Origin of the sequence: uncultured Shimia sp., assembly GCF_913054185.1 — a bacterium.
Classification (GTDB): Bacteria; Pseudomonadota; Alphaproteobacteria; order Rhodobacterales; family Rhodobacteraceae; genus Shimia.
The window spans coordinates 19,125-32,471 of sequence record NZ_CAJXIV010000038.1 but is presented as its reverse complement, the minus strand read 5'-3'; the positions used below and the strand labels follow the sequence as shown (position 1 = coordinate 32,471).

At 58.3% G+C, this 13,347-nt stretch carries 15 protein-coding genes; 11 read left to right on the top strand and 4 right to left on the bottom strand.

What is annotated here, in order from left to right:
- On the top strand, positions 1-905 hold a 905-nt coding region (locus tag QZ517_RS09960), incomplete at its 5' end, for a DMT family transporter (RefSeq protein WP_294225998.1).
- On the opposite strand, the gene QZ517_RS09955 is transcribed toward QZ517_RS09960, so the two are convergent.
- Together QZ517_RS09955 and QZ517_RS09950 are read right to left on the bottom strand one after the other, a co-directional pair.
- Positions 902-1,636 carry an NUDIX domain-containing protein gene (locus tag QZ517_RS09955; RefSeq protein ID WP_294225994.1) on the bottom strand — a complete coding sequence of 245 codons (735 nt, stop codon included), beginning with the start codon at positions 1,634-1,636 and terminating at the stop codon, positions 902-904. The genes QZ517_RS09960 and QZ517_RS09955 overlap by 4 nt on opposite strands.
- Before the next feature lie 37 nt (positions 1,637-1,673).
- Positions 1,674-2,066: a DUF983 domain-containing protein gene (locus QZ517_RS09950; RefSeq protein WP_294225992.1), complete on the bottom strand. Its 393-nt coding sequence runs from the start codon at positions 2,064-2,066 to the stop codon at positions 1,674-1,676.
- Between the two features lie 225 nt (positions 2,067-2,291).
- Between QZ517_RS09950 and QZ517_RS09945 the strand changes: the two genes are divergently transcribed.
- The 4 genes from QZ517_RS09945 to QZ517_RS09930 all read left to right on the top strand — a co-directional run bounded on the left by QZ517_RS09945 (position 2,292) and on the right by QZ517_RS09930 (position 4,453).
- Entirely contained in the window at positions 2,292-2,882 is a 591-nt protein-coding gene (locus QZ517_RS09945; RefSeq protein WP_294225990.1) for an EF-hand domain-containing protein, read from the top strand.
- Positions 2,883-2,965: 83 nt separating this feature from the next.
- Positions 2,966-3,550: an RNA polymerase sigma factor gene (locus QZ517_RS09940; protein ID WP_294225986.1), complete on the top strand. Its 585-nt coding sequence runs from the start codon at positions 2,966-2,968 to the stop codon at positions 3,548-3,550.
- Entirely contained in the window at positions 3,543-3,917 is a 375-nt protein-coding gene (locus QZ517_RS09935) for a hypothetical protein (protein WP_294225983.1), read from the top strand. The genes QZ517_RS09940 and QZ517_RS09935 overlap by 8 nt, the downstream gene beginning before the upstream one ends.
- A 2-nt stretch (positions 3,918-3,919) precedes the next feature.
- Positions 3,920-4,453: a periplasmic heavy metal sensor gene (locus QZ517_RS09930; RefSeq protein WP_294225980.1), complete on the top strand. Its 534-nt coding sequence runs from the start codon at positions 3,920-3,922 to the stop codon at positions 4,451-4,453.
- A gap of 84 nt (positions 4,454-4,537) precedes the next feature.
- Here the strand turns inward: QZ517_RS09930 and QZ517_RS09925 are convergent, their stop codons facing one another.
- A complete protein-coding gene (locus tag QZ517_RS09925) occupies positions 4,538-5,962 on the bottom strand; it encodes a diguanylate cyclase (RefSeq protein WP_294225977.1) in 1,425 nt (474 codons plus the stop codon).
- 84 nt (positions 5,963-6,046) lie between these two features.
- On the opposite strand from QZ517_RS09925, the gene QZ517_RS09920 reads away from it, so the two are divergent.
- The 6 genes from QZ517_RS09920 to QZ517_RS09895 all read left to right on the top strand — a co-directional run bounded on the left by QZ517_RS09920 (position 6,047) and on the right by QZ517_RS09895 (position 12,389).
- On the top strand, positions 6,047-6,331 hold the full coding sequence (locus tag QZ517_RS09920) for a DUF3572 domain-containing protein (protein WP_294225973.1): 285 nt from the start codon (positions 6,047-6,049) through the stop codon (positions 6,329-6,331).
- 96 nt (positions 6,332-6,427) lie between these two features.
- Positions 6,428-7,117 carry an HAD family hydrolase gene (locus QZ517_RS09915; RefSeq protein WP_294225970.1) on the top strand — a complete coding sequence of 230 codons (690 nt, stop codon included), beginning with the start codon at positions 6,428-6,430 and terminating at the stop codon, positions 7,115-7,117.
- 166 nt (positions 7,118-7,283) lie between these two features.
- Positions 7,284-8,852, top strand: a complete 1,569-nt coding sequence (locus QZ517_RS09910; RefSeq protein WP_294225967.1) for a trimethylamine methyltransferase family protein — start codon at positions 7,284-7,286, stop codon at positions 8,850-8,852.
- Between the two features lie 122 nt (positions 8,853-8,974).
- Positions 8,975-10,726 (top strand): DUF4153 domain-containing protein, encoded by a 1,752-nt coding sequence (locus QZ517_RS09905; protein ID WP_294225963.1) that lies wholly within the window; start codon positions 8,975-8,977, stop codon positions 10,724-10,726.
- Positions 10,727-10,788: 62 nt separating this feature from the next.
- A complete protein-coding gene (locus tag QZ517_RS09900) occupies positions 10,789-11,376 on the top strand; it encodes a heme NO-binding domain-containing protein (RefSeq protein WP_294225961.1) in 588 nt (195 codons plus the stop codon).
- Positions 11,373-12,389: a diguanylate cyclase gene (locus QZ517_RS09895; protein WP_294225956.1), complete on the top strand. Its 1,017-nt coding sequence runs from the start codon at positions 11,373-11,375 to the stop codon at positions 12,387-12,389. Before QZ517_RS09900 ends, QZ517_RS09895 begins: the two co-directional genes overlap by 4 nt.
- 21 nt (positions 12,390-12,410) lie before the next feature.
- Here QZ517_RS09895 and QZ517_RS09890 read toward each other — a convergent pair whose 3' ends face one another.
- Positions 12,411-13,316 (bottom strand): LysR family transcriptional regulator, encoded by a 906-nt coding sequence (locus QZ517_RS09890; protein ID WP_294225951.1) that lies wholly within the window; start codon positions 13,314-13,316, stop codon positions 12,411-12,413.
- Positions 13,317-13,347: the final 31 nt, after the last annotated feature.

Genomic DNA, 13,347 nt, shown 5'->3' with positions numbered 1-13,347 from the left:
CCATGGAATTCTGGATCATCGCCTCCGTGGCCGCTGCGGCCTTTCAAACCGTGCGGTTTATGCTGCAAAAGCATCTGGCAAAGGTGTCTTTGTCTGCGGCGGGCGCTACCTTTGCGCGGTTTGTTTATTCCGCGCCAATTGCGGCGGCGATTTTGGCGACATTGGTGGCCAGCGGACGTGTGACCTTGCCGGAGGTCGCACCAAGCTTCTGGCTCTACGGCGCGGTAGGGGGCGCGGCACAGATCACCGCGACGGTCTGCACCGTGATGCTTTTTGGCCGGCGCAACTTTGCCGTGGGCATGGCGTTTATCAAAAGCGAAGTGTTTTTCACCGCCCTGATTGGGCTGGTGCTGCTCTCAGAAACCATCTCGGGCGTGGGGTTGATTGCCATCACCATCGGCGTGGCGGGGGTGTTGGTGCTGTCAGGGCCCATCGAGGCTGAGGCGCGGGGCTGGCGGCGGGTTTTGACACCCTCAGCAGTGCTGGGGTTGGTCGCCGGGGCGCTGTTTGGGGTCTCAGCCGTGTGTTATCGCGGGGCGTCGCTTGAGGTGGCCACAGATGCAGCCTTGCTGCGCGCCTTGGTGACTTTGGCCGCTGTGACGCTGATGCAGATGGTCAGCATGTGGATTTGGCTGATGCTGCGGGAGCCGGGCGAAGTTGGCCGCGTGTTGTCGGCCTGGCGCAGCGCCGGGTTCATTGGGTTGACCAGCATGGCAGGTACGTTTTGCTGGTTCACCGCCTTCACGCTGCAAAATGCGGCTTATGTGAAAGCGGTGGGGCAGGTGGAGCTGGTGTTTGGCATCATCGGCACGGTGCTGATCTTCAAAGAGAGTATCAGCCGCCGCGAGTACTTCGGCATGGCGCTTTTGGCGGTGTCGATCCTGACGCTGGTGCTTTTGACTTAGTCGTTACGGCCTTTGACGTCCGGCATGCGGCCTTTCAGGCGTAAGAACAGGCTTTCCTCATCGTCATTGCGAAAAAACGGCACAGCCTCTGGCGGGGTGCGGTCGGTCACGCGGGCTTCGATCTCGGCCAGCACCACCTCAGTGATGAAGGGCAGATCAAAGCTGCGGGCTTCTTTGAGCGGAATCCATTGCAGGTGAGACAGCTCTTCGCAAGCAGCAGAGAAGTCATCCAGATCGGTGGAGATCTCATCGGCGTCCAGCAGGAAGAATCGCGCATCAAACCGGCGCGGGCGGCCCGGAGGGGTGATGGCGCGGAACACAAATTGTAGCGCCTCAGCGGTGGGTACGTGGCCGGTGGCGGCGTAGGTTTCCCAGTCTGCCGGCGGAGTGATCGACCAGTCGCCTTTGGTGCCAAGGATCAGACCGGTCTCTTCCCACAGTTCACGAATGGCGGCCACGGCCAGCGCGTGCACGATCTGCTCACCGGTGTCATCCCGCCGATCTTCGCACAGGCGTTGACCACAGAAGTCAGAAATCGGCGCGGCCAATGGGATGTCCGCGTCCTCAAGATCGACTGCACCACCGGGGAACACCACTTTGTTGGGCATAAACGCGGCTTTTGCGCCGCGCTGGCCCATCAGAATTTGCGGATTGATGTCGCGATCTCTGAGCACAATCACCGTGGCGGCGTTGCGGATCGCGGTTTTGTCCACGGTGGTGGCGTTACTCATGTCGTGTTCCCCTCACGTGACGAGGTGGCCAGGCTTATTAAAACCCATGCAACCGGCGCGCCCATTGGAAAGCCACCACACACCCCTTCAATCTCGGCAGAAGGTAGAGCGAGAGCCCGACGCAGCCAACCGAAAAAATGGTGAAAAGAATAAGCGGGTCCGGACGCCAATGTACAAAGACGACGTGCAAAAGCGGTGCCAACAGGTGACCCACCACAAGAATTGTCAGATAGGCCGGGCCGTCATCAGCGCGTTGGTGGCTTAGATCTTCTTTGCAGACCGAACAATGGTCGCGCACCTTCAGATAGCCTTTAAGCATTGGGCCAGTCCCACAATTTGGGCATTTCCGACGCCAACCCCGATACAGGGCTTGCTTCATTGGGCGGTCGTCTTCGGCCATAACGGCGTCAGACATATTGGTTTCACTCATAACGTTTCCCTCGCTGCTCGCGTGCACAAGATGTGTTGGTTTGCATGAACAATAAAGGGGTCAATCTGACTTGCGTCGCGATGTCGCAAAGCCCCCTCAAAAGCCTCTCGCAGAAAAAGATTGAGAATGTGCGACGGAAAGCTGGAGGTGGCGCGTTTTACCATCACTGAACAGGCAATGAGCCGACACAGAGAGACAAAAAGACAGGCCCAAAAGGAGACCACCATGAAGAGCACAATGATGATCAGCGCCGTAGTGATTGCAGCCCTGGGTGTGACCGCGGTTGCCGCGTCCGCCAAAGAAGGCGGAAAGATGCGCCACATGCGCGGGCAGATGCCAAGCTTTGAGCAGCTCGATACCAATGGCGATGGTTTTATCACCGTGGAGGAGATGGCAGCGAAAGCAGCAGAGCGATTTGCTGGTATTGATGTCGACGGCGACGGGGTGATCACCAAAGAAGAGCTGACCGCTTTTGCCGAATCCAAAGGCAACGACCGGATGGTGAAGAAGCTGGACCATATGATGAGCCGGATGGATGCCAATGGTGATGGTCAGTTGAGCGTGGATGAGATGAAGCCTAAAGGCGACCGCACCGCGAAGATGTTGGAGAAATTCGACACCGACGGTGACGGAAAGATTTCCAAAGCAGAGTTTGACGCCGCGCAAGCCGCGCGTGCTGGCAAACGGTCTGAGCGTAAGGCGGAGATGTTCAAGGCGCTTGACACCAATGGCGACGGAAGCATCTCGCAGGAAGAGTGGGATGCGGCCAAAGAAGCCCGCGGGTTTAAAAAACATGGCGACACTCAAGAGAACTGAGCGCGCTTACGGGAGGGCGGCCACGTGCCGCCCTGTCCCGACCAGATTGCACTAATGCCCGTGAGAGGCTAGCCATCGAGATCATGACGATGCCTTACGATCAACAGGAAGACACGCCGGACGACGCTTTGTTGGTGCTATATGCCAACGGCGACGGTGCGGCGGCGCGTACTTTGACGCTGCGGCTGACGCCGCGCGCCTTTGCGCATGCCTTTCGCATGTTGGGGGATCGGGCAGAGGCCGAGGATGTGGCACAAGAGGCCATGATCCGGCTGTTCAAACAGGCGCCAGAGTGGCGGCAGGGGGAGGCCAAGGTGACAACCTGGCTTTACCGGGTGACTGCCAACCTGTGCACCGACCGGCTGCGTAAGGCCAAAGGTGTGGCGCTGGATGCCATTCCGGAGCCGGAAGACGGTGCCAAATCTGCGGCACAAGAGATGCAAGACCGCGCCCGCGCTGATGCGTTGCAAAGCGCACTGGCAACTTTGCCAGATCGTCAACGGCAAGCGGTGGTGTTGCGCCACATAGACGGTCAAAGCAATCCTGAGATTGCGGAGATCATGGAAATCAGCGTCGAGGCGGTAGAAAGCCTGACGGCGCGGGGAAAACGGGCGTTGGCAGAGGCTCTGGCCAGCCAACGCGATGCACTGGGGTATACCGATGGCTGAGAAGTTTGACGACGATATGCTGGACGATCTGTTTGCGGCGGCCCGTAGTGACAGCCGCGCCACCCCGTCGCCGGACCTGATGGCACGGGTGCTAAGTGAGGCGGAAGGATTGCAAGTGGCCGTACCCGGTTTGGTGGTTCCACCAGTGCGGCGCAACTTGTGGGCCGCTGTAGTGGCCGCAGTCGGCGGGTGGCCGGCGCTGAGCGGTGTGGCTATGGCCGGAGTGGCCGGTGTTTGGATCGGGGTGGCTGCGGGCACAACCCTGATGGAAGACACGCTTGGCCTTGATATTTACGGAGAGACCGCCCAAAGCTACCTCTCCGACCTAGATGATACCTATGCCTTTGATTTCACGGCGGAGGAGTGAGCATGACTGAGCCAAAAAGCGATTTGCCGACCCCCAAACCCCGTCGATTGACCCGTGCGCTTTTGATTGGGTCGTTGGCTTTGAACCTGCTGATCATTGGGGTCGTCGGGGGGGCGGTGATCAGCTTGCGTGGTCATGGAGACAAGCGGCCAGTGGCAGACCGGTTTGGCTCGCCCTATATCAAAGCGCTGACGTTTGATGACAAGCGCGAAGTGGGCCGCGCCATTCGCAGCACGTATCGCAAGTCGGACGTAGATCACCGCGCGGATCACCGGCTTTACAGAGAAGCTCTCACTGTGTTGCGGGCATCGCCTTTGGATGAAACGTCGCTGCGTGATCTGGTGGCCTCGTTGGATCAGGCGGGCGAGCGCCGCCGCGTGATGGCGCGGGATGTGTTCCTTGCCAAAATTCTATCAATGAGTGATGCAGAACGTGTGGCTTACGCTGATCGGCTTGAACAGGTTCTCGAGCGCGGATCAAAAGACAAGAAACGCCCGCCAAAAGACGGGCAACCGCGCCTACCAAAGCAGCCCTGATATTCATTTGGCCTCACATATCCCGGGGCAGGCCCGTCGTTAGATGGGGTGGGGGCAGCGCCCCCTTTCTTCTGCGCTCCAGTTTTACGCTGCTGCGATGGACAGCAGCACCTTGTCGCGGCCATCTGCCTTAGCGCCGTAGAGTGCCTGATCCGCTTGATCGATCAGGGCGCAGGCAAGGCTGTCTTCACTGTTGGCAAATTTGGCTTTCTTGGCCTTCAACATATCGCTGCCCATGGCCACGCCAATGCTGACGGTGACGGGGATCTGGACGTCACGACCCCGGAGATAGATGGGCTCCGCGCGCACCACCTCACAGAGACGCTGGGCCACTTTGGCGGCGCTCTTGCGGTTGTCGGTTTGCACCACCACCAGGAATTCTTCGCCACCCATGCGGGCAATCAGATCGGCGGATTTGATGTTGGCCCGCATGCGGCGGGCAATTTCCGCCAGCACGATGTCGCCAGCGGCGTGGCCGTATTTGTCATTTACATCTTTGAAGTGATCGAGATCCGCCAGCATCACCGCAAAGTCGCCCTTTTGATCCGTCTGGTCGGTGGCGCGTTGGGCCATGTTGTCCAGATGCGGCATGGCATAGCGGCGGTTGAACAGTCCGGTAAGGGGATCTGTCACTGAGGCTGTCAGTCCGTCGTCCACTTTTTGACGTAGACGGTCGGTCAGGCGTTTACGGGCAATCATCTTGTCGAGCCGCAGGACGGCCTCTTCGGCGTCGAAGCCTTCGGCAATCACATCATTGGCACCAAGGTCCAGCGCGTTGATGCGGGCGGTGTCGTTGCATTCGTCGAGCACCACCAACACAGCGGCCTGGCGGGTGGCGGCGCGGGCGCGGATTTCGGCCAGCAGGCGCAGCGCTTCTTCTGGCGCGGCCACCGCGAGCGAGATCACAATGGCATCGGGCGCGGCAAACTGGCCAACGTTGCGCATGATGTCACCTTCGACCTGATAGCGCAGCGCAAACGGCGCCATCTTGGACAGCAGAGGCTGCCAGCGTGCACCTTCGGTTTCGCTGCGCACGGCCAGCAAAACAGAGGCGGGTGAGTCAAATTCCGCCAGCGGTTCGGCCAGGCCGGGAATATGTCCAGCATGTTCGCGCAGGCGCAGCTCTTCAAACGTATTGCGGCCCCGCACAATCGCGCGGATACGAGCCAACAACGCGTCAGTGCTGACCGACATGTCAAACGCATCATCCGCCCCCACCCGCAGGGCGTCGAGCAAATCAGCGCGGTGGCCGTCGGTGTGCACCAGCAACACCGGCAGATTGACCAGGTTTGGTTGTTCTTTGACAAGCGCACACAGCTCAATTGCGGTCATGTCCACCAGGTCACCGCCCAGAACCAATAGATCCGGGGTGGTCTCCGTTTGCAGGAGATCCAAAGCCTCCCCTGCGCTGGCAGCCTGCTCAACCTGAGCGAATGCGCTGGCAAGTTTGACTTTCAACAAGATACGGTTCGCCGAAATGCTGTCGACGATCAAGACACGAGCTGCCATAGAAGAACCTGAAACTGTGGAAAGAAGGGACACGTTCATAATGTGGTATGAATGGTTAACAAACCCTTTCGAAAGTGAGAAAAAATGAGTGTTTCTCAGGACGTCGCGGAGACCACCGCGCTTAAGGCTTTGGCTTGGCTGGTGAACAACGAAGAGGTGTGCTCGGTGTTCCTTGGCTCCACCGGGGCATCGATAGACGACCTGCGTGTGCGGGCGTCTGAGCCTGAATTTTTGGGGTCTGTGCTTGAGTTTATCACCATGGATGATTCCTGGGTGGTTGAATTTTGTGACCTCAACACACTCGCCTATGAGGTGCCAATGATGGCGGCGGCCACATTGCTTGGCACGGCCCGCACCCATTGGACCTGAGACTAAGGCTTCGTTAATGTGGCCGACAGGCTTGCGCCGTGCAAAAGAGCAAGGCAAGGTCGCGCTCAACACCACAGATTTAAGGCACCCCCATATATGCGCGTAGACGGACTACTGTTTGACAAAGATGGCACCCTGTTTGATTTCGGGGCCACATGGAACGGCTGGGCAGCAGGTATGATTGCCCGCTTTTCTCAGGGTGACACAGAGCTTTCGCAGCGGATTGCAGATGCCTTGATGTTTGATCTGGCAGCACAGGCCTTCCGGCCTGAGAGCTTTGTGATTGCCGGTACCAACCGTGAGGCCGCGGAGGCCGTAGCGAGTGTATTGCCGGGCTCGGATGTGGACGCGATTGATAAAGCTTTGATGCTGGCTGCAGCGGATGCACCTCTTGCACCAGCGGTGCCGTTGGCCCCTTTGATGGACGGTTTTCGCGCTCAAGGTTTGAAGTTGGGCGTGATGACCAATGACACAGAATATGGTGCCAAAGCGCATTTGACTGAGGCTGGGGTTGTGGACCAGTTTGATTTAATCGCCGGGTTTGACAGCGGCTTTGGGGCCAAACCTGATCCAGCGCCGCTTTTGGCGTTTGCCCAACATACCAAACTGGCCCCGGCGCGGGTGGCGATGGTGGGGGACAGTACCCACGATCTGATCGCTGGGCGTCGGGCCGGGATGCAGACGGTTGCTGTGTTGACCGGCGTGGCGCTGGAGGCGGAACTCGCGCCCCATGCGGATGTGGTTTTGCCCAATATTGGGCACATCCCGGCTTGGATGGTCGACTGACAAGAAACCAAATACTGATGCTTTGACGGCGTGCCTTTGGGTGCGCCGTTCTATTTTGGCAGTTGGCCCCAAGGCCGCATTTCAAAAACGACACCTTTTGTCGCAAACGCGCAGACAGGCGTCGCAAGATATCATCTGCTTTTTCTAACGCGAAGGGGAGGCAACGATGTCGGAACCAGAAGGCAAACCCAGAGGACGGCGCGGCGGTGGCCGCGCGGGCAATGCGGCGCGGCGCAAGACGTCCGGCGCCATCGAACAGATGCCGTGGCGGCTGCCGATAAACATGGATCGCCCAACAGAGCCGCTGCGAGAGGAGGGCGTGCAAGCCATCCATGACGGGGCGATGCGTATTCTCGAAGAGATCGGTATTGCGTTTTACAACGCCGAAGCACGGAAACTATTGAAGCAGGCAGGGTGCCGTGTGGAGGGCGAGCAGGTCTTTATGGACCGCGCCTTTGTCATGGAGATGGTGGGCAAAGCCCCGGCGCATTGGACGATGACTCCGCGCAATCCAGATCGACAATTGGTGATGGGCGACAACCACATCCTGTTTGGCAATGTCTCAAGTCCGCCGAATTACTGGGATCTTGAGCTGGGCCGCAAGGTGCCCGGCACACGAGAGCAGTGCGCCAACCTTCTGAAGTTGACGCAGGTCTTCAATTGCATCCATTTCACTGGCGGCTATCCGGTGGAGCCGCAGGATATCCATGCTTCAATCCGCCATTTGGACGTGCTGTTTGATGCGCTAACCCTGACCGACAAAGTGGTGCACGCCTACGCGCTGGGTGAAGAGCGGGTGGAGGATGCCATGGAGATGGTGCGGCTTGCGGGCGGGTTGAGCCATGAGGAATTTGAAACCAGCCCCCGTATGTTCACCAACATCAATTCAACCTCGCCACTCAAACATGATCACCCGATGATGGACGGATGGATACGTATGGCGCGGCGCAATCAAGGCTTGGTGGTGACACCCTTTACACTCGCTGGCGCCATGGCGCCGGTCACAATGGCGGGCGCAGTGGCTCAGTCGTTGGCAGAGGCTTTGAGTGCCGTGGCTTTGGCGCAATACATTCGCCCTGGCGCGGCCTGTGCGATTGGGACATTTACCAGCAATGTGGATATGAAATCTGGCGCACCGGCGTTTGGCACACCGGAATACATGCGCGCAACACAGATGACTGGCCAGATGGCGCGGTTTTATGGACTGCCGATGCGCGCCAGCGGTGTCTGTGCGGCAAATGTGCCAGACGGACAGGCGATGTGGGAAACGTGTAACAGCCTGTGGAGCGCAGTGCAGTCGGGCACCAATATGGTGTATCACGCCGCCGGATGGCTGGAGGGCGGGTTGATTGCAAGCCCGGAGAAGTTTGTGATGGATTGTGAGGAGCTGCAAATCATCCAGCGGTATATGGAACCGGAAATCTGCGCCACCGGCGCTGGTGAGATTGCGTTAGAGGCAATTGCAGAGGTCGGCACAGACGGGCATTTCTTTGGCATTGAGCACACGCAGGAGCGCTACACCACAGCCTTCCATCAGCCGTTTGTCTCTGATTGGCGCAATTACGAGGCGTTTGACGCAGCAGGGGGCGCGTGGACAGCTGAGCGTGCGCATCACCTTTATAAGGACATCATTGCGCAGTTTGAGGCGCCAGAAATGCCTTCTGATCACCGCGCGGCCTTGGCGGAGTTTGTCGCAAAACGCAAAGAAGACGGCGGCGCCCCAACGGATTTTTGACCGGATTATGCAGTTTTGGGGTCGGCAACCTGCCAGAATTGACACATGCGGATTTTGTTATAAATCATTGTTTTTGAAACGCTCCTCGCTATAAACGCCCAACAGGGTTGCAGGAGGGTACCATGCACACTCAGGACGGGCGCAACGTCACCGGGCGCGTGGAAATGGCCAGTGTTGGGGCCATCGCCGGGTTGGCGATTTGGGCATTGGTGGACCATCTCCCCGATGTCATTACGCACCCGCATGTCTATTTGGCAGTGACCTCTTTTGTTTCGGGCTTCTTTGCCGTGTTGCTGGGTTTGAGCGGCCCATACCGTGTGGCACGTGCCGCGATGCCAGCGCTGTGGCTGTCAGCTTTGGCGGCGGGTTTGCTGACTTGGGCCGGTTGGCGGTTTGACACGCTTGATGCCTTTGCTGAGGCGGGGCATTCAATTATGGCGTGGGGGGTGTTTATCTCCATTGGCACCCCTTTTGCGGCGGCGCTTTTACGTGATCATCACAGTTTGCGCGACTACGGCCATCTGTTTGATGTGAGTTGGAGCATTTTGGTGCGCTACTCGGCTGGGTGGCTGTTTGCGATGTTGTGCTGGGCGGTTTTGTTCATGAGCCACGCGCTTTTGGAGATTGTTGGGCTCACCATCATTGAAGATATTATTGACATCGACGGTGTGCCGTTTGTCATCACCGGCCTGGCGCTGGGGCTTGGCTTGTCGGTGGTGCATGAGATGCGCGAATACCTGTCGCCGTTTCTGGTGCTGCGGCTCCTGCGTTTGCTGGTGCCAATTGTGTTGGTGGTGGTTCTGGTGTTTGTGGTGGCGGCGCTGGCACAAAACCCGGGCAGCCTGTTTGGCAGTCTAAGCCGCACAGCCACGTTGCTGTGTGTTGGGTTGGCCATGATCAGCCTTGTCAGTATCTCGATTGATCGCAGCGATGCGGATGCGGTGCACTCTCGGTGGATGCGCCTGTGCACGGGTGCTTTGGCGCTCTTGTTGCCGGTGATTGCCGGGCTGGCGGTTTACGCGTTGTCGCTGCGGGTGGCGCAATATGGCTGGACCCCGGCGCGGTTGGCGGCTGCGGCCACGTCTGCCATTGTGGCGCTGTATGCCGTGACATATGCGCTGGCGGTTGTGCTGCGCGGGCCGTGGATGGCGCGTATTCGACAGGCCAATATTCTGGCGGCTGTTGTTGTGTTTCTTGTCGCGGCGGCCTGGCAAACTCCTGTGCTCAATGCGGAGTTCCTCTCGACCCGATCACAAGTGGCGCGCATTGAAAATGGCACATCAGACCTGGTGGATATGGCGTTGTATGAATTGGCCCATGACTGGGGCAAGCCGGGGCAGGTTGGTGTTGAACAGCTGAAAGACGGTGCCGCACAGACAGATGCCGCTCTTCAGGCAGCGTTGCTCCGGGCGGAGACGGCGAGCAGCTCCTGGCAGTTTGAGCGGGGGCAAGAGGGCCGTGGCTCCGACGCACTGGCGGCACAGGTTTATGCCCATTTGACGGTTGTCCCGGAGGGGGACACGGTGGATGTGGAAATGCTGCAGGCGTGGCCGCATTTTCGGTTGCGGGACTGGGCCGTTCAATGCGCCGCGCGGCCAGATCCGGGCTGCGTTTTGGTGCTTGGCAGGTTTTTGCCGGAAGACAACATTAGGCAAGGCATGATGTTTATCCCGGGGCAGGAGCATGAATATGACGTATACAGCTTGTATTTCTCCGGAGAGACTCTCTCAGTGGGGGAATTCTTGACGCCAATTGGCGGCAAAGAGGTGACGGTGACGCAAGTTCGCTCTATATTACAGGGGCGCTACGAGGTTGCTCCCAGCAGTCGGCGCTCACTGTGGATTGGGGATTTGGAATTATTCCCAGACTTCTGAGGTTGTTGGGAAAATCTTAAGGTGAGTCTGGTCTGATAGACCACGACGAATGAGGTGAAACTATGCATGGGTTGGTCAACAGGGCGATACAGTGCTTCGTCCGCGACAGCTATGGGCAGTCGCGGTGGCTAGAGGTGACTCGCCGCGCGGGTGTCGAAGTCACTGATTTTGAAGCCATGTTGCACTACGACGATAGCGTCACGGAAAATCTCATTGCGGCAGCCAAAGACTTGATTGGCGTGCCAGAAGAAACTGTGCTTGAGGATATCGGCACCTACCTCGTGACCCACCCCAATGTTGAAGCGCTGCGCAGATTGCTGCGGTTTGGTGGTGTCGATTTTGTCGATTTTCTGCATTCGCTGGATGAATTGCCGGATCGGGCCAAACTGGCTGTGGATGATCTCGTCTTGCCGTCGATGGAAGTGCGCCAGCATTCCGCCGAGTCGTTCAGCCTGACCTGCAAAGGCGAACAGGCCGGCTTTGGTTATGTGATGATTGGCATTTTGCGCACCATGGCAGATGACTACGGCGCTCTTGTATTTTTGGAGCATCGCGGAGCGCAGGCTGATGCCGAAGTGATTGATATCACATTGGTGGAGCAGGCTTTTGCCAGCGGGCGTGAGTTTGAATTGGGGGCGCGGGCCGGATGAGCGACACGCAAGACCACAGCGAGACTTTGGCAACGCTGGATGTACTGTGCCCAATGCACGTGTGTCTGGATAAATTTGGCAAAATCACCCATGCCGGCCCAACCGTGACCAAGCTTTATGGCGAGCACAGCATCCTCGGGATCCGGTTTCTGGAAGCGTTTGAACTGAACCGTCCGCACTCCATCACCTCGATGGAAACCTTGTTGGCGGCGGCTGGCAAGAAGCTGCACCTGAAAAAACGTGTGGAGCCACAAACCGGCCTCAAAGGCGTGTTGATGCCCTGTGCCGAAGGCGGCGCCATTGTGAATTTGAGCTTTGGGATTTCCATTCTGGACGCGGTGCAGGAGTACTCCCTGAGCGCGTCTGATTTTGCGGCCACCGACCTGACCATCGAGATGCTCTATCTGGTGGAGGCGAAATCTGCCGCCATGGAAGCGCACCGGAAGCTCAATCAACGTCTGCAAGGTGCGAAGATTGCGGCCGAGGAGCAGGCCTACACAGACACGCTGACCGGCTTGAAAAATCGCCGCGCATTGGATCACATTCTGCCGCGCATGGTGGAAGACCGTACACCATTTGGTTTGCTGCATGTGGATCTGGATTTTTTCAAAGAGGTCAACGACACCAAAGGCCACGCAGCTGGTGACATTGTGTTGCAGCATGTGGCCAAAGTGCTGGTCGACAGCAGCCGGGGTGACGACGTTGTGGCCCGTGTTGGCGGAGATGAATTTGTGCTGGTGATCAACGGCACCATTGATGAAGAGATCCTAGGCCGCATCTGCACCAGGATCATCAAAGAGGTGGAGCGTCCGGTCGCGTACAAAGACACCCTATGCAAAGTGTCGGCCAGTGTGGGCATTGCGATCTACGACGGCAATGGGTCTGCTTCTGCCGAGCAGCTGATGGATGATGCGGATATGGCGCTCTATGCGTCCAAACATGATGGCCGCGCCACCTTCACGCTCTACACACCCAAGTTGCGCGAAAACAGTCCTCTGGCGATCAATCACTAATCCACCAGCATGTGCGTGGCGCTACAGTTGCGCGATGCGTTGGCGACTTTCGGTGGCGACAAAATCTACAAACAGGCGGATTTTTGGGTCTTGTAGTTTGCGGTGTGGATACAGACACCCAAACGACGCGGGCAGGGGTGGTGTGTCGGCCAAAACCTCCACCAGCGCGCCACTCTTGAGGTGCTGGGCCACGTCAAAACGGGGTTTGTTGGCGATGCCCGCACCTTCGACGGCCCATTGGGTCAGCACATCACCGTCGTCCGCATCATACCGCCCCTTGGCCTCGATTTTGCGCAGTCCGGTGTCGGTTTGCAGCGTCCAATAGTACTCGGGGCTGCGTGGAAACCGCAGCAGTAAACAATTGTGATCTCCAAGCAGGTCATCCGGGGTTTGCGGCGTGCCATGCGCCTCCAGATATTCCGGCGCGGCCACCAGAACCCGGTCACAATCGGCAATTTTGCGCAGCTTGAGATTGCTGTCTTTTAATTCGCCCAACACAAAAGCCACGTCCAAGCCGTCCTCAAACAGGTCAACTTTGCGGTCTGACAGGCGCAGCTGCACGTCCACATTGGGGTATTTGTCGGCAAAGGCCGGGATCAATGGCGCAACAATCCGGCGCCCAACGCCAAGTGGCGCGGTCACGCGGATGGTGCCGCGCGGCTTGTCTGAAAATCCGGCCACCACGGCCTCGGCTTCATCCAGCGTTTCAATCACTTTGCGGGCATGGTCATAAAACACCTTGCCCACTTCCGTGGGGGACAGATTGCGGGTGGTGCGGTTGAACAGGCGCACACCGAGGCGGCCCTCGAGTTCTTTCACGCGGTTGGAGGCCACGGCCGGGGTCAGCCGCAGGTCGCGCCCCCCGGAAGTGATTGAGCCAAGCTCCACCACACGTACAAAGACTCGCAGGCTTTCCAGATAGGGCATGAGAGTGCCTCCTTTAGAGATACTGCCTCAA